The following is a 15462-nucleotide window of genomic DNA, read 5'->3' on the forward strand; positions in this document are numbered from 1 at the left end:
GCTAAGAAGGTGACGATCCGACAACCAGCTGCCGGGCGGGCGGCCACCCGCCCGGCAAGCGTCAGTATCCTACATTTTTCTTATCCAAGAAGGTGCCGGCAGGCGGATGAGGGGGCCACACGGCACGCCCTCTCCGTCAATCACGCGTACTCTCACCCCGCCAAAATCGTCCGCACCAGATCCGCGTGATGGACCTCGGCAACATCCGGGTGAGAACGCAACCGGCTCTTCAGCTGGTTGATGCCGACCTCGCGAAAGATCGGGTTGAGCGGGTCGACGGAGATGCCGCGTTCGGCGCGTTTCAGCTCATCGGGAAGGCCGATGACCGGGATCGTCGCGTCCGGCCGCGAGCCGAGGAAGAAGGCGACGGAGAAGCGCTCAACGCCGGCCGGCGGCGCGACGACGTCATGCACATCGGCGCGCACGAAGCCGTTGGTCGCAAGTTCCAGAAGCTCGCCGGTATTGATGACGAAAGTGCCCGGCACCGGCGGCGCGCTGATCCACTCCCCCTCTTCGGTGCGCACGCGCAAGCCCGGCGTCCTGTCCTGGAGCAGCACGGTAACGAAGCCGCCATCCCTGTGCGCGCCGACACCCTGATCGGTTTCGGCAACCTCACGCCCGGGATAGCGAATGATTTTCAGGAGCTGCGAGGGCTGCGGCTCGTAGATCTCGGCAAAGACGTCTTCCGGCTGGCCGAGGGCTGATGCGATCGCCTTGAGGATATCGATGCCGATGCGCGTCACTTCGGCCTGATAGGCAAGCAGCAGCGGCCTCAGCTCCGGCAAGGCCGCCGGCCACTGGTTCGGCCCCTGCAGACGCTTCCACGGCGGCGTCTCCGGCCCGATCTCGGCGGCCTCGCCCTCTGTATTGATGTCGAGCTGCTCGCGCCAATCCTGCTCGCCGCGCGTGCGCTCCTGCCCCGCCCTGTTGTAGCCGCGAAAATGCGGCGACTTCACCATCTCGATGGCGAGCTTCTCTTCCAGGGGAAGCGCAAAGAAGCGTTTTGCCGTCGCAACCACATCCTCGATCAGCTTCGGATCAACGCCGTGCCCCGTGAGATAGAAGAAGCCGTGGGCGTGGAGCACATGGCGAAGCTCGGCGACGAAGGCGGCGCGTTCCTCGGAAGAGCCGTAATAGCGCGAGAGATCAAGGGTCGGCAGCGAGGCCGCGGCATCGATCGGGGTAGATGGAAGGCTCATGGCATGTCCTGAAGCTGGCGACGCATCGATGAAGGTTTCGATGAGCATAGGCGCAATGTGCACGCTTTGAACGACGCCACATTCGCCGTTCCCGTGCTTTATGAAAAAGCTTTGCGCTGGAGAAAGACGCCGGGAAACAAACGTTCGTCACGCCGTGATCCACTCGGGCTGGTCTGCAAGAAGCAGCGTTGCGGGCGCGCTTCGAGGCTCCGCCCTCTCGGGCTGCGCACCTCAGCATGAGGGATGTTGGCGGATGCCGCGCCCGCCGACCGAGGTCGAACCAAAGGTTTCCCCTCCCCAACCCCTCCCCACAAGGGGGAGGGGCTGACCTGCGGCGCCGGCTGCGACAAAGCCCACCTCACTGCGGATGAAACGATGAATTGGGCAAGACAGTCGCGGCATTTAAGCCCCTCCCCCTTGTGGGGAGGGGTTGGGGAGGGGTTTTTGCCGGATTCGAAACGGATCGCCGTGGTCAAACCCAAGCGCCACCGTCAAAGAGCGCTCAAGCCGCCTTCTCAACCCCCGGTGCGCCCATCGCCTGCGGCCTTCCAAGCAGATAACCCTGCGCCTCGTCGCACTGCTCTTCGAACAGCGTATCCAACTGCGCCTGCGTCTCCACGCCCTCCGCCAGCACCGGCACCTCCAGGCTGCGGCCGAGCGCGAGGATCGCCCTCACAATCGCCTTGGATTGGGCGTTGCTTTCCACCTCGGCCATGAAGCTCTTGTCGAGTTTGATCTTGTCGAAGGGGAAGGAGCGCAGTGTTTCCAGCGAGGAGTAGCCGGTGCCGAAGTCGTCGATGGCGATCGAGACGCCGAGCGTCTTCATCTCCCGCATGGTGCGCAGCGCCTTGTCCTTGTCGATGATGATAGAGCTTTCGGTGATCTCGATTTCCAGGCGGCGCGGATCGAGCCCGGTTTCGGAGAGGATGCCTGAGATCACGGCCGCCATGTCGGCATGGCCGAGCTGGACGGGCGAAAGGTTGACGGCGATCTTGTGGGCGTTGTTCCAGCTTGCCGCCTCCCGGCAGGCTTCGCGCAGCACCCATTCGCCGATCGGCAGGATCGCGCCGCATTCCTCGGCAAGGCCGATGAAGTCCATCGGCGGGATGTTGCCGCGTTCGTGATGGCGCCAGCGCAGCAGAACTTCGTATCCGGTGATCTCACCCGTGCGCACGGATTTCTGCACCTGATAGTGCAGATGAAGCTCGTTGCGATCGATGCACGCCCAGAGGTCTTTGGCGAGCGCACGGCGGCGGCGTGCGGTCTCGTCCATCGCAGCCTCGTAGAAGCAGACCTTCTGCAGCAAGGATTGCTTGGCGCGGTACATGGCAAGGTCGGCATTGGCCAGAAGCCCGTCGACGCTCTCGGCATCGTTCGGATAGACCGCCACGCCGAGGCTGGCGCCGGTCTTGATTTCAAAGCCGTCGACGGAGATCATTCCGGCGAGCGCGCTTTCCAGGCGGGCGATGAAATCGTGCAGCGCGCTCAAATCGTCGAAGCGCTTGGTCGCGGCGAATTCGTCGCCGCCGAACCGGGCGATGAACTCGCCCTCCAGCCGCACTTCGCCGAGACGCCGCGCAAGCTCGACCAGGACCATGTCTCCGGTGCCGTGCCCGTGCTGGTCGTTGACTTCCTTGAACTTGTCGAGGTCGATGCCGATGACCGCGACGTTGCCCCTCACCCGGTCTGCCACCATGATCTCTTGGGAGACGCGTTCGCCGAACTGCAATCGGTTCGGCAGGCCGGTCAGCGCATCGTGCTTGGCAAGGAAGGCGACCTGCTCCTCGGATTTCAGGCGGTCGCTGATGTCTTCGAAGGTGACGACCCAGCCGCCATCCTGCAGGATGTTGACCTTTTGCTGGATGGAGACGCCGCTCGGGTATTTGTGAACCGCGCTGCCGGCTCCGGCCCTGATCAGCGCCATGTTCCTGGCATAATGGGCCTCGGCCTGGGCTGCGGCCTCGGCGGGATCTTCGGCATGGGCGGAATATCCGATTTCGACGATCTGCCGATACGGCATTCCCGGACGCACCGACCCCTCGGGAAATCTGAAGATATCGAGATAGCGCTTGTTGCAGAGGAGCAGGCGCTCATCCCGGCCGAACATGCAGATGCCCTGCCCCATATTCTCCAGCGCAACGTCGAGATTGCGGCTAACCTCCTCGATCCGATCGGCATCCGCCTTCTGCTTGCTGTTGTCCTTGGTGATCTTCGCAAAGCCGATCAGCTCGCCGGTCTCCTCGTAGATCGCGTCGATGACGACATGGGCCCAGAAGGAGGAGCCGTCCTTGCGGTAGCGCCAGCCCTGGGCTTCGAACTTGCCTTCGGAGCGGGCGGTCTCGAGCGCCCGCCGCGGAATGCCTTTCCGGCGGTCTTCCTCCGAATAGAACAGCGAGAAATCCTTGCCGACGATCTCATTGGCGGTGTAGCCCTTGACGCGCTCGGCGCCGGCATTCCAGTTGCTGACCTTCCCATCCGGATCGAGCATGTAGATGGCGTAGTCGGTCACACCCTGCACGAGGAGCTTGAAGTTGCGCTCCGCCTTGGCGGTCTTGACCTCCGAGCGCACGGCGAAAATGGCCGCCGCAAAACCCGCCGCCAGCAGCGAAAAGGTAACGGCTGCGATCGTCGCCACCATGACTTCAGGCGAAAGCAGCGTCGCGGGATCGAGCGCCACCACGCCAGGGGTGACGGTGACACCCGCCATCGCGGTGAAATGAAGGGCTACGACACCCAGCGTCAACAGAAGCGTGGGTGCGAACCTGCCCGAAATCGACCGGTCGCCCCTGCCCTGAAATCGAAAGGCTACGACCGAAAAGGCAATGCCGAGAACGACCGACGCCGCCACGAACGTGCTGTCCCATGCGATATCTCCGGGGAATTCGATCGCCAGCATGCCGGTAAAATGCATCGAGCCGATGCCGGCTCCAAAAAGCACGCCCGCCAGGATGTTCGCCACCCATCTGGTATACGCCATCTTGGCTGCGACGGCGGCCGTCGTCGCCACGATCGCCACCAGCAGGGAGACCAGCGTCAAGCCGGCATGATAGCCCACGACGACACCGGGATCATAAGCCAGCATGGCGACAAAATGCGTGGCCCAGATGCCGAAGCCGCCGGCCGCGCCCGCCGTCGCAATCCAGACCCATCGGGCAGCACCATCGGACGATGTCGCCCGATCGAGCAGAACCAGCGCGCAATGGCTCGCGAGAAAGCAGATCAAACCCGCGAGACCGACCAGCGCGAGATTATGCTGCTCGGTGACGCACGTCAGAACGGTGAACATGGAATAGGACCCTCGATTTGCGGGGTCACGCTAAGCAACGCCGCTTAAAGAAGGTTGAAAAATGCCGGGCATCTATCTGAATTGGTGCGGGAAAGGCGCGCCGTGGGCCATCTTGTACACGCCGTTGTCTGATTAGCGTTTACGCCGGGTATCTCGATATGGTGAACGGATTTTTGCCAGCCGTCACCATGACGACGGCTCACACCGGCTTCAAAAGCAGACCGGCCGCCAGGGCCTGAAAGGCCTCGACCGCCCTGGGCAACACGCTCTGTGGGTTGTCGCTCGCGGCGATCCAGAGAGCGGCGTTGAGAGCCGCGCCGCTCAAGAGCCGGGCCGCCGCCTCGGCGTCAACAGGCTTGAGGATGCCTTGGGCGATCAGGCGCTCGACGGTGGTCTTCGTCACCTGCAGGCAACTATTCTGGCTCGGCCACTGCGAGGGATCGCCCAGCACCGCCGGTCCATCGAGCAGGACGATGCGCTGGACCTCGGGATCAAGCGCCATCTCGATATAGGCCGCCCCCTCCGCCAGCAGGCCCTGCCAAACATCATCCGCCCGCGCCCCGATTTCCTGAGCGCGCGCCGCCATTTCCGTGTCCATCTGATCGACGACCGCCGCCAGCAGCCCGCGCTTGTCGCCGAAATTGTGGTAAAGCGCGCCCCTGGTCAGGCCGACATCGGCCGTCAGCTCGTCCATCGATGCGGCCGAATAGCCCTTTTTTGCGAAGGCCTTGCGCGCCGCCGCGATCAGCTTGACGCGGTTTTCCTGCATCGTTTCGCTGCGTGTCTTCGCCATTCCATCCTCATTTTCACATACGTCGCGTATATTAACTTGACATACGAGATGTATGCGAGATATTTCGATACGTCACGTATATGAAATATGGCGCCCTTTGGGAAGCGTTTCACGCATTCACAGACGCCACCAGCAAGAGAGACCAGAATGACCAAACCCCAGGCAATCTTCCCGGCCGACAGGCACGCCCTTTACGAAGAACACGGCTATTCCGCCGCCATCCGCTCCGGCGACCTTCTGTTCGTATCAGGCCAGGTCGGCAGCCGCCCCGATGGCACGCCCGAACCCGATTTCGAGCGCCAAGTGCGGCTCGCCTTCGCAAACCTGAAAGCCACGCTCGCCGCCGCCGGCTGCACGACGGATGATATCGTCGATATCACCAGCTTCCACACCGACCCGGAAAACCAGTTCGCAACCATTATGGCCGTCAAGCAAGAGGTTTTCAGCAAGCCGCCCTACCCGAATTGGACGGCACTCGGCGTAAACTGGCTGGCCGGCTTCGACTTTGAGATCAAGGTCATTGCCCGTATTCCGGAAGCGGCGTGATCGGCTGCTGGGCCTGCTCGCAAAGCCAGGCGCAGAACTGGCGGGGCGCAAGACGGACATCGTCGGCGCGCATCAAGGCAAAATGCCAGGCCGGCCCGCTCAGCACATAGGGGAAAGGGGCGATCAGCAGCCCCATCTCCACAAACGGGCGAAACAACAAAGGCGACAGCAGCGCCACGCCTGCGCCCGCCACCGCTGCATGGGCGTCCAGCTCATGCGTAGGGTATTCGACCGCTGCGAAGCGCAGATCGCGCGGCGGCTCGCCTCCGGCGCCCCTGAACCATTCCTGCCAATCCGGATGCGGCAACAGCTCAAAATCGGCGAGCGCGCCCGGCGACTCCAGCCCCCGCGTTCCAAGCAGACGTGGCGCCAGCATGGGCGTCACGTCAACCGGCGCGAGCCGGTATTCCTCAAGCCCTTCCCATCCGCCGAGACCCCTCCTGATGGCGACGTCGAAGGCGCTGGGATCGCGAAGATCGGGGGAGACGTCGACCTCGATCGGCATTCCCCCGCCCAAGGAATAGCGCGCCAGCCGGGGCGCCAGCCAGCGCGAGGCGAATGTCGGAGGCGCCGTCAATCTGAGTGGCGGCGTCGCAGCCTGGAATTCGTCGAGCGCGCCGGCAATGCCATCCAATGCCGCGCGAATTCGGCCCGCGAGCTGTGCGGCCGCAGCCGTCGGGACGACCCGTCGCCCCGCCCGCATGAACAAGGGCTGGCCAAGCTCGGCCTCCAGCGTGCGGATACGCAGACTGACGGCCGCAGGCGTCAGGCACAAGCGTTCGGCGGCGCGGGCAAAGCTGGAGGCGGAAACGCAGGCTTCCAGAATTCGCAGAGACTCCAACGGCGGCCGCATGATCTCTTCTCTCTTGATGAGTTTTGCTTGTGAGCATCTCAAGCAAAGCGCGTTTTGGGGGAAACGCGCCTTCAGCTAGAGCTTGTCGGGCAAACTGTAGAGCAGCTTTGCAATCACGACAGACGCAAAACCGAAAACCTCCAGCGGCGAACGGATCTGAAAGATCGCGACGCGCTTTGAGGATTCATGCAAACAATAGGCGATCTCCCATGTCCCTGCAATCCAGGCACCTGATGACACTCTTCATCAACCTTCATCCGCCCTTCGAGCTCGGCCCGACGCCGGCGGGCGGACGGCGCATATTTCCCGTTTCCGGCGGCCATTTCCGGGGCGAGCGGCTGAAGGGAGAGGTCTCGCCGCTGATCGGTTCCGACCTCCTGCTCGCACGCGCCGACGGCACGTTTCAGCAAGATGTCCGCCTCCTGCTCGTCGCTGACGACGGCGGTCTGATCCTGATGACCTATCGCGGCGTCAGGCGCTCCTCCCCATCAGTCGACGAGCGCCTCGCGAAGGGCGAAGCGGTCGATCCCTCGGAATACTATCTCCGGTCGACCCCTTATTTCGAAACGGCGGCGCCACAGCACGCATGGCTGAACGAGATCGTCGCGGTCCAGCAGGGCGGCCGGCGTCCGGACGGCGTCGAATACGACGTCTTCGAAATTCTATGAATTCGCTTCGCAACAGTGGCGATGTGGTCGAATTGCCCGTTTCCCGACCTTGCCGGCGGCCCGATGATGGATTTGGCTGGCGACCATATCCGTCAACGGGAGCGCCAGCATGACCAGTCTCGACCGATGGACTGCCCACACGCTGATGTCTGACCCCGGCCAACAGGCTGAGGCCATCGCAGCTTTCCCCGATGAGGCCGGGCATCTCGCCGGTATCATCCAGGGCCTGCTCATGCATTCAAGCTGGCTCGCGGAATATGGCCTCGACACGTCGAAGCTCCGGCCGGCGGCACGCCAGACCTTGCCCATTGCCGAACGGCTCGCCGACATCATGCAGCTGGACGACCGTCCTCTTGCGCAAGCGCGCCCGGCCGACAGACGTTCCGTTGGAACATGCCGGGACTTCGCGCTGATGCTCTGTGCTTTTCTCCGCAGCAAAGGCGTCCCTGCCCGTGTGCGATGCGGCTTCGCATCCTATTTCTCGGCGGCATGGGAGGATCACTGGATCTGCGAATATCAGAATGCCGGAACGGGTGAGTGGCGGCTCGCCGACGCGCAGATAGACGCGATGCTGAGACGCCGCAACCATATCGCGTTCGACGCCGCCGACATGCCCCGCAACGTCTTTCTCATGGCGGGAGAGGCCTGGCTGAAGTGCCGCCGCGGCGAGGCCGAGCCCGAGAGCTTCGGGCATGAAAGCACAACCGGCCTCTGGTTTCTGAAGATCAACCTCCTGCGCGATCACCACGTCCTGAACGATCGCGTGACCTCCGAATGGGATCGCTGGCGCGAGGCGCCGCAGGCAAGCCGGCAGGTGTCACAGGATGAACTGGCATGGCTCGATGATCTCGCCGCCCGCCCGGATCAGCCACTGGTGGCGCACAGACCGGACTGGCTGGTCTAGGCTGAGCGGGTGGCTGGAGCAAACCGGCTGCGGGGCTTCCCCGGTCATGCGTGCCGCAAATGAACCGATGACCGCTTCTGGCGTATTCCGGAATGGGTAGACGGCGGCTCTAGAGCATGTCGCGCAAAAGTGTGCGCGGTTTTGCGGCAACGACATGCGTAAAAACAAGGATCTAAAGCGCAACGAGCGAATCTGAAAGATCGCGACGCGCTTTAGGCCCAAAGCCGTCGTCGCTGCCGCTGAAAAGGCGGTGGCCGTTGCTTGATCTGGTATGATACACCGCAGCGATGATTGGCAAACACACACATCTTTGGCCCGGTGTCCCCCTTGCTTTGGGCTCTGCCGTTCTGTTCGGTGCGTCTGCGCCGCTATCCAAACTGCTTGTGGGATCGATTGATCCATGGTTGCTGGCGGGTATCCTGTACCTGGGTGCCGGACTTGGTCTCGCCGTCGTTCATTGGGGCCGTCGCCTGATTGGACTTGCCGATGTCGAGGCCGCGCTGCAAGCGGCAGACCTCCCTTGGCTCGCCTTTGTCGTGCTGTTCGGGGGGATGCTCGGCCCTCTGTTCCTGATGCTGGGGCTTTCTCAGACGTCTGCATCTTCGGGATCGCTGCTCCTCAACCTGGAGGGACTTGCGACCATGGGCATTGCCTGGCTCGTGTTTCGGGAAAATGTCGACAGGCGACTACTCCTCGGCGCTGGTGCGATCCTCGCGGGCGCAGTGCTGTTGTCGTGGAACGGTGAAGCCCTGCGGCTTGATGAGGGCAGCCTGTTCATTGCGGCCGCGTGCCTTTCATGGGGCATAGACAACAACCTGACCCGCAAACTGTCGTCGGCGGACCCAGTTCAAATCGCGATGATCAAGGGGCTCGTGGCAGGAAGCAGCAACCTTCTATTGGCATTCATCTTCGGTGCCTCGCTACCCCAGGCTGGTCTTGTTGGAGCGGGCGCATTGGTCGGCTTCTTGGGCGTCGGCGTTAGCCTGGTCATGTTCATGCTTGGGCTTCGTCATCTTGGGACAGCCCGCACGGGAGCCTACTTTTCCCTAGCGCCGTTCATCGGGGCGGTGCTTGCAGTCGTAATTTTCGGCGAGGCCCTGACATTTCAGATCATTACGGCAGGTGTTCTCATGGCGATTGGTCTTTGGCTTCATCTGGCCGAACGTCACGATCACGAGCATGAGCATGGGGCGCTGGAACACGAGCACTCGCATGTACATGACGAGCATCACCAACATTCCCATGACGGCCCATTCAGCGAACCGCACTCGCATTGGCATCGCCATGAGCCCCTAAGGCATAAACATCCTCACTACCCCGATCTGCACCATCGCCACTCCCATGAATAGATGACAAACCACGGCTGCTCTTGGGGCAAAACGGTGGAACGATTTTACCCTGACGCGTCCAATTAATGGGGATGACGAGCCTGGATAAGCGACGAACTTTCTCGTATCGCGTCGTCCACGGCTCTCGTCATCCCCGCTCACATCAGCCTGCGTTAGCAGGTACTGGCGTGTTGAGGAGCTGCTGTTCCCAGAGATGTGCGATGCCGCTGCCGGCGAAGTGCTGGATGAGAATCTCGGTCAGCTCCTCGACATGCTCGGTGCGCGCCCAATCGCGTTGCCATTCGCCAGCGAGCGCCATCACGGTCATCACGTTCGCGCCGGCCGCGATCATTCGCTGGATGGCAACTTCGTGAGACTCCTTCGAAATCCCGCCCGACGCGTCGGTGATCACGGTCACGTCCCAGCCTTCGCCGGCGGCCTGGATCGCAGGCATTGCGACGCAGACCTCGGTCCACAGGCCGGCGATGATCAGCTGCTTGCGGCCGGTCGCCTTGACGACATCAACCACATTCTCGTCCTGCCAGGTGTTCACCCAGGTGCGATCGATGACGTCCTGCTCCGGAAATACGTCGGTGATCTGCTTAAAGAGAAGTCCACCCCGCGCCGCGATCACGCTGGTGAGAATGGTCGGAACATTGAAGGCTTTTGCTAGCTTCGCCAGTGCGGTCGTGTTGTTGACCACAGCTTGCGGATCGTGGCTGTTCAGGTTCGCGAGCTGGTAGGGCTGGTGGTCGATCAGAACCAGTACGGAATCATCAGGGCGAAGAAGCGAGGCAAGGCCATTACGAAAGGTCATGAATAGATCCTCTGCTGCCGTTTTGTGTGTGAGTTCGGTTTAGATTTATGTCTCGAAACTAACGCAGGCATGCGCTGACAGCGGCGCCGCCTGCGGGACGGACACTGTCATTCCCGTTTTCGATACGGTAGCCTGCTTTTGTGCCAAGCTGTGTCGCGGAATGGGGAACACAAAATTGGAAATCGAGGATCTCAGGACATTCGTGGAAGTTGCCGATGCCGGAGGAGTTTCGCCGGCCGCGCGGCGGCTCGGCATCTCCAAGTCGATGGTCAGCCGGCGGCTCATCCGGCTGGAAGCGGAACTCGGCGTCCAGCTTCTTGCACGGACGACACGCGGCGCGGCTCTCACGGAAGCGGGGATCACGTTTCGGGACCATGCAGCCAGGGTCTGTGCCGAGATCGATGTGGCCAGGGAGACGATCCTGCCTTCCGGTGACCTGCGCGGCCGCCTGCGTGTTGCCGTGCCGCTGTCTTTCGGCCCCAGCCACTTCGCGCACGTGCTGGCGCAGATGGCGCAACGCCACCCGCAGCTGCACATCCACACCTCCTACAGCGATCGCTTCGTCGATCTCATCGCAGAGGGTTTCGATTGCGCGATCCGGGTTGGCTATCTGCAGGACTCCAACCTGGTCGCAAGACGCATCGGCCCACTCTACGGGAAGCTGGTTGCAAGCCCGGACTATATCAGAACGCACGGTTCCCCCGAGACGCCGGAGGAGCTCGCCGGCCATGAGGCCCTCATGCAGGGAACGGAAGCCTGGCAATTCATGGACGGAGACGAGATCATTACGGTTCATCCGCGCGGACGCTTCAAGGCCGACAACGCGCTCGCTCTTGCCGCCGCCGCATTGGCGGGGCTTGGCATAGCCTGGATCCCCGAGGGCGTAACCCATGAGCATGTCGCTTCCGGCGCGCTGGTGCCGGTCATGACACGCTATCCGCCACCTCCGGCCGGCATCTATCTTGTCCGCCCGGCGGGGCAGCATCCCGCAAGGAAGATACGCGTCCTCACAGACATGCTGATCGCGTGTTTCGAAGAGGCTCCGGCCCCTTTGGGCGTCGGCCGCTAAGGCACTGATGGCGCGAGGTCCGGGCTTGTCTCGCTTGATGTCAGGGTGCGGGTGACCGCTTCTGGCGCAAAGCGGCCGAGGCTTTCGCCGAAACGGCTCAGACCGGTCGAACTTCGGCAAGCCGCCTGACGGCATACTCGTCCTGCCAGCAGACGGCGGCTTCCCATGCGGCTGAGGCTTGCGCGGCGATGTCATGCGCGCCGTCGTCGAGATCGGCGGCGTTGCCGGGCAGTACCAGGTCAAGGTCGGGGACGTCGACATGTGACTCATCCCAGTCGATCAACGCGACCCGATCTGCGGTCATGCGGACATTGCCAGGGTTGTTCGGGTTGCCGTGGACAACGCATGTCCGACGCCCTATGAGCCGCGCCCATGCTGCCCGACATCGAACAACGCCCTCGGGCGGCATCGCGGAAAGGTTGATCCTCGTTCCGGTTTCGGCATGCAGGAGATCGGTCGACGATCGCCAACCCGGGCGCTGCGGCCAGCCCTGCGTCAACCGATGCAGCTTGCGGAGCGTGTCGGCCACGCGACGCCAGTCGGACTCCGTCTCGGGCGGTCCGCCCTCCATGTATTTCATCACCACCAGACCGTCCACGAACAGCCGGCCGTTAGCCGTCGGGATCGGCACCGGAACGGTCATGCCTTCCCGGTCGAGGTGTTGGAGCAGCTCGGTTTCCCATGCGAGATCGGCATCGGGCCTGGAGCCGAGACGACCGACCGCGACCTGCCCGTGGACGCGAACGCTCCACACGTCGTTGGCGACTCCACCAGCGAGTGGTTCGATGCGAACCGCATCGTCACCCCACTGCCCGAGTGCTTCCCATCCCATTGGCGATATCCTTGGCGGCCATGATTGAATTGACGGAAGAAATAGGGAAGGTTTGCGACGCCACAATGCCCTCGGGCGGCGCAAAGTGGTCGGTCCCCTCTGAATACCATCTGCGGACGACCCCTTATTTCGAGACGGCAGCGCAAGGCGGCCGGCGTCCGGGCGGCGTCGAATACGATGTCTTCGAAATCCTCTGAATTCAGCCGCCCCATCCCGGCGCCTGCCGGAATGGGGAAACGACAGCTCTTGGCCCGAAGCGGACGTTCGAAGTCCTCGGACCTTTCGGGGATAAGGCTGCTTTGCGCCCTCGACTCGGACGATGACCAGGCTTGAAGCGAACCCTGTAAGCAGACGCTGGTCGTTTGGACCCAATCAAGGATCCAATCCTCACCGACGCCACTGCGCGTGGCTGCCTAAACGACGACCGATGAGCGCTCCTGGCGGCGGAGATGAAGCGGATCGAGGAAGGAGGGCTTGCTACGAGCGACAGAAGCTCATCCGGACCGGCCTTTATAATAGCAGATCGGCGAATTGGTCCGAGAGGTCCTCCTCGGGCTCGTCCGGCTTAGTCGACAGGAATTCGTGCAACGCTTTTAATTTGGCCAAGAGTTCGTCGAACGTGATGATCAGCACATCGCGTTGGCTTCCGCGATAGATCTCGAACGACCTCTTCAAGTCGTACGTTTCCGGCAACCTGCCGATGATCAGGATGCAGGGAACCGACCAGGCCTGAATGTGGGGCTGGTCGTCTTCTTCCTTCTTTGCCGCGATACCCTTGATCAGCCTGAGCTTCTGGTCAAGGAGTTGGTTCACTCCACCTGACAAGTCGGTGGATGGGCCATAAAGTGTCGGCGCGCGGTAAGGGTCTTTCGTCAACAACGGGGTTTCGGTCGTTTTGATCTCGACGATAGCCAGATTGCCCAGCATACCCGCCTCCAGGAGGTAGTCCGCATACTTCTCGCCAGAACGCTTGAGGCCCATGCCTCCGACCGATGCCTGGTCAGTGTACATAATCACAGGCAGGCCGAAGAGCATCTTCAGCACGAAGGGGTTCTGGACGAAATAATCCTGCCAAAATCCCTCCTTTCGTCGGTGGAGAAGTTCCTTTGACATGTCCTCTATAAGGACTTGCAGCGAGACGAGCTCGATCTTCTCGCTCAACTCGAACAGCTGCACGGGGTCGTCCTTGGCAATCTGGTCGACCTGACGGATCACCGTTCGGACGGCTGCAGCAGTGTTGGAGTTGCTGGAGCGTGGGGTGCCTTTTTTGACAAGCGCGGACCGCACCGTGTCTTGCAGGTCTGCAGCGGATCGCACGAAATGATCGGGCTCGAAATCCGGCACGACGGATGGCAGGAGGCGGTTGCGGAGATAGCTCACCTTTTCCCCATTCGCGAACCTCACCGCTGCGTCATGAGCACGATTAATGTCCAGCCGCACGCCGTGGTAGATATGCTCCGGCAGCCGGATCTCCTCTCCGTCGATCGAGATCTCGTCGTCAGCGCAGATGGTAAGCCCGGCGGCGCCTCCCACTTCGTCGAACGTACTTATGATGTAGCGTATCCGGGGGTCGACACCGAAACCTTCGAACGGACCGCGGTGGAAACCGGTGGGCAGGTCGAAGAATATTCCGAAGCCGGCCTGAATATCCATCGGCAGCTGGTCCTCGAAAGATATACGTTTAATAGACCCGTATTTCGTCTTGGTGAAATTGCTCTGATTGGACCGGAGCCATAGCGGGTAGGTGGTAAGCAACCGCGTCGGGAAATCGTATTCGGCAATCAGAAGAGGCCAGTGATTGTCGGCGAAGTTGACGCCTGAGGCCTTGCCCCGCTTGAACGCTTTTTCGCTTAGGTAATAGCTCAGGTATTGGGTTCCCTCGTCTGGAGTGAGCTCGATCACCAAGGACGATCCGTCCTCAGGATGAACACCGGCATCCACTATCGTTCCGCCATATGCGGGCTTGTCTTGTAGTTCCCAAATCTCTGGCACGCGCTCACCTCTACCCTCAGTCTTGGAAGCAACATGCCCGACCGCAACAAAGATTTCAAAGTAATCACTTCATGGGCACTCGAACGCCAGTTTATCGCGCCGTGTTCTGAAATCGGAAGGACCGCTGACGGCCCCAAAACGGTCATTTCTTCACGCCGAACCCTACGACTGCTCCTGGGGCGAAGCGGCCTCAGAGCCGCAGCGCCAACTTGCCGACGGTGGAGCGGCCCTCCAACGCCGCAAGCGCCTTTGGCCCGTCGGCAAGTTCGTAGACGGTTGGCTGGACGGGGGACAACACGCCTGCACCGATAAGCGCGAAGAGTTCGCCCATGACGGCACCGAACATCTGCGGCGCGGCCTGGATCAGCACCCCCATGTTGAAGCCGATAATGTGGACCTGATTTTCATAGACGAGGTCCCAATTGGTGAGCGATGCTTCGCCGGCGGGCAAGCCTGTCACGACGACGCGGCCGGTGACGCGTCGCGCGGACGCGAGGCTGGCCTCGAAGGTCTCGCCCCCGACCGACTCGATGACCAGATCAGCGCCGGCATTGCCGGTGAGACCAAGCACTTCGGCGGCAATATCGGCGGTGCGGGAGTCGAGGATGTGATCGGCACCCAAGGACTGCACGATCTCGTGCTTTTCCGATGAGGCCGTCGCAATCACCATTGCGCCATAGTGCTTGGCGATCTTGACTGCGGCTTGGCCGGTAGCGCCTGCCGCCGCATGGATCAGCACCGTCTCACCCTTCTCGATCTGCCCCAGCAGCTTTATCGCCGCCACTGCCGTCGGCAGGTTCACAACCAGGCCAAGCGCCTGCTCGTCCGACCATCCCTCGGGCACCGGTATTGCGGCCATCGCCGGAAGCACCATGTATTCGGCAAAAGCGCCATATCCGACCCCGATGACATGAGCGCCAGGCGCCACCACTGTGACCCCCTCGCCCAGAGCCACGACTTCACCCACCCCCTCGAAGCCGGCAATATAGGGCGGCTGCGGGCCTCCGCGAAACTTGCCGTAGGCCTGGGAGATGTCGGCCATGTTGACGCCGCCAGCGGCGACGCGGATGAGGATTTCGCCCCGACCGGGAACCGGCACCGGCGCATCGGTGATCATCCGCAGATCCCGAGGGCCATTTAAGGACGTCTGCTCTAACGCACGCATGAAGGTGGGG

Annotated in this window: 13 protein-coding genes and 1 pseudogene; 6 read left to right on the forward strand and 8 right to left on the reverse strand. The window is 62.1% G+C overall.

Annotation, left to right across the window (positions count from 1 at the left end; genetic code table 11):
• Positions 1 to 152: 152 nt before the first annotated feature.
• From EFQ99_RS32275 to EFQ99_RS32285, 3 genes are all read right to left on the reverse strand, one after another.
• Positions 153 to 1199, reverse strand: coding sequence for an isopenicillin N synthase family dioxygenase (locus tag EFQ99_RS32275; protein ID WP_126925046.1), 1047 nt, complete (start codon positions 1197 to 1199; stop codon positions 153 to 155).
• A gap of 502 nt (positions 1200 to 1701) precedes the next feature.
• Positions 1702 to 4485 carry a bifunctional diguanylate cyclase/phosphodiesterase gene (locus EFQ99_RS32280; protein ID WP_126925047.1) on the reverse strand — a complete coding sequence of 928 codons (2784 nt, stop codon included), beginning with the start codon at positions 4483 to 4485 and terminating at the stop codon, positions 1702 to 1704.
• Between the two features lie 199 nt (positions 4486 to 4684).
• Complete coding sequence (locus tag EFQ99_RS32285) at positions 4685 to 5278, reverse strand: TetR/AcrR family transcriptional regulator (protein WP_126925048.1); 594 nt, start codon at positions 5276 to 5278, stop codon at positions 4685 to 4687.
• 147 nt (positions 5279 to 5425) lie between these two features.
• Here EFQ99_RS32285 and EFQ99_RS32290 point away from each other — a divergent pair, with 147 nt between their 5' ends.
• Positions 5426 to 5824, forward strand: coding sequence for a RidA family protein (locus EFQ99_RS32290; RefSeq protein WP_126925049.1), 399 nt, complete (start codon positions 5426 to 5428; stop codon positions 5822 to 5824).
• Here EFQ99_RS32290 and EFQ99_RS32295 read toward each other — a convergent pair.
• The gene (locus tag EFQ99_RS32295; protein ID WP_126925050.1) at positions 5796 to 6677 is read right to left on the reverse strand and encodes a LysR family transcriptional regulator; all 882 of its coding nucleotides are present in this window, start codon (positions 6675 to 6677) and stop codon (positions 5796 to 5798) included. The genes EFQ99_RS32290 and EFQ99_RS32295 overlap by 29 nt on opposite strands.
• A gap of 209 nt (positions 6678 to 6886) precedes the next feature.
• Between EFQ99_RS32295 and EFQ99_RS32300 the strand changes: the two genes are divergently transcribed.
• From EFQ99_RS32300 to EFQ99_RS32310, 3 genes are all read left to right on the forward strand, one after another.
• Complete coding sequence (locus EFQ99_RS32300) at positions 6887 to 7345, forward strand: DUF3237 domain-containing protein (protein ID WP_126925051.1); 459 nt, start codon at positions 6887 to 6889, stop codon at positions 7343 to 7345.
• A 109-nt stretch (positions 7346 to 7454) separates the two neighbouring features.
• Positions 7455 to 8249: a transglutaminase-like domain-containing protein gene (locus EFQ99_RS32305; RefSeq protein WP_126925052.1), complete on the forward strand. Its 795-nt coding sequence runs from the start codon at positions 7455 to 7457 to the stop codon at positions 8247 to 8249.
• Positions 8250 to 8536: 287 nt separating this feature from the next.
• Positions 8537 to 9598, forward strand: a complete 1062-nt coding sequence (locus EFQ99_RS32310) for a DMT family transporter (RefSeq protein ID WP_126925053.1) — start codon at positions 8537 to 8539, stop codon at positions 9596 to 9598.
• 142 nt (positions 9599 to 9740) lie between these two features.
• Here the strand turns inward: EFQ99_RS32310 and EFQ99_RS32315 are convergent, their stop codons facing one another.
• Entirely contained in the window at positions 9741 to 10394 is a 654-nt protein-coding gene (locus tag EFQ99_RS32315) for a hydrolase (RefSeq protein WP_126925054.1), read from the reverse strand.
• Positions 10395 to 10569: 175 nt separating this feature from the next.
• Between EFQ99_RS32315 and EFQ99_RS32320 the strand changes: the two genes are divergently transcribed.
• Entirely contained in the window at positions 10570 to 11463 is an 894-nt protein-coding gene (locus tag EFQ99_RS32320) for a LysR family transcriptional regulator (protein WP_126925055.1), read from the forward strand.
• Between the two features lie 97 nt (positions 11464 to 11560).
• On the opposite strand, the gene EFQ99_RS32325 is transcribed toward EFQ99_RS32320, so the two are convergent.
• Positions 11561 to 12295, reverse strand: a complete 735-nt coding sequence (locus EFQ99_RS32325) for a phosphotransferase (protein ID WP_126925056.1) — start codon at positions 12293 to 12295, stop codon at positions 11561 to 11563.
• Positions 12296 to 12393: 98 nt separating this feature from the next.
• On the opposite strand from EFQ99_RS32325, the pseudogene EFQ99_RS36205 reads away from it, so the two are divergent.
• Positions 12394 to 12492, forward strand: a pseudogene (locus tag EFQ99_RS36205) (DUF3237 domain-containing protein); the annotation flags it as partial.
• A gap of 313 nt (positions 12493 to 12805) precedes the next feature.
• Here the strand turns inward: EFQ99_RS36205 and EFQ99_RS32335 are convergent.
• A complete protein-coding gene (locus EFQ99_RS32335; protein WP_245441628.1) occupies positions 12806 to 14197 on the reverse strand; it encodes a Shedu immune nuclease family protein in 1392 nt (463 codons plus the stop codon).
• Between the two features lie 280 nt (positions 14198 to 14477).
• Entirely contained in the window at positions 14478 to 15404 is a 927-nt protein-coding gene (locus tag EFQ99_RS32340) for a zinc-binding dehydrogenase (RefSeq protein WP_208722850.1), read from the reverse strand.
• Positions 15405 to 15462 lie beyond the last annotated feature (58 nt).

It is taken from the genome of Rhizobium vallis (assembly GCF_003985155.1).
Taxonomy (GTDB): domain Bacteria; phylum Pseudomonadota; class Alphaproteobacteria; order Rhizobiales; family Rhizobiaceae; genus Rhizobium; species Rhizobium vallis.

Excerpts from the sequence above, each read along its gene's own strand:
- EFQ99_RS32275 (WP_126925046.1), bottom strand. The coding sequence starts at position 1,199 with ATGAGCCTTCCATCTACCCCGATCGATGCCGCGGCCTCGCTGCCGACC.
- EFQ99_RS32340 (WP_208722850.1), bottom strand. The coding sequence starts at position 15,404 with ATGATCACCGATGCGCCGGTGCCGGTTCCCGGTCGGGGCGAAATCCTC.
- EFQ99_RS32295 (WP_126925050.1), bottom strand. The coding sequence starts at position 6,677 with ATGCGGCCGCCGTTGGAGTCTCTGCGAATTCTGGAAGCCTGCGTTTCC.
- EFQ99_RS32325 (WP_126925056.1), bottom strand. The coding sequence starts at position 12,295 with ATGGGATGGGAAGCACTCGGGCAGTGGGGTGACGATGCGGTTCGCATC.
- EFQ99_RS32305 (WP_126925052.1), top strand. The coding sequence starts at position 7,455 with ATGACCAGTCTCGACCGATGGACTGCCCACACGCTGATGTCTGACCCC.
- EFQ99_RS32300 (WP_126925051.1), top strand. The coding sequence starts at position 6,887 with ATGTCCCTGCAATCCAGGCACCTGATGACACTCTTCATCAACCTTCAT.
- EFQ99_RS32285 (WP_126925048.1), bottom strand. The coding sequence starts at position 5,278 with ATGGCGAAGACACGCAGCGAAACGATGCAGGAAAACCGCGTCAAGCTG.
- EFQ99_RS32290 (WP_126925049.1), top strand. The coding sequence starts at position 5,426 with ATGACCAAACCCCAGGCAATCTTCCCGGCCGACAGGCACGCCCTTTAC.
- EFQ99_RS32280 (WP_126925047.1), bottom strand. The coding sequence starts at position 4,485 with ATGTTCACCGTTCTGACGTGCGTCACCGAGCAGCATAATCTCGCGCTG.
- EFQ99_RS32310 (WP_126925053.1), top strand. The coding sequence starts at position 8,537 with ATGATTGGCAAACACACACATCTTTGGCCCGGTGTCCCCCTTGCTTTG.
- EFQ99_RS32315 (WP_126925054.1), bottom strand. The coding sequence starts at position 10,394 with ATGACCTTTCGTAATGGCCTTGCCTCGCTTCTTCGCCCTGATGATTCC.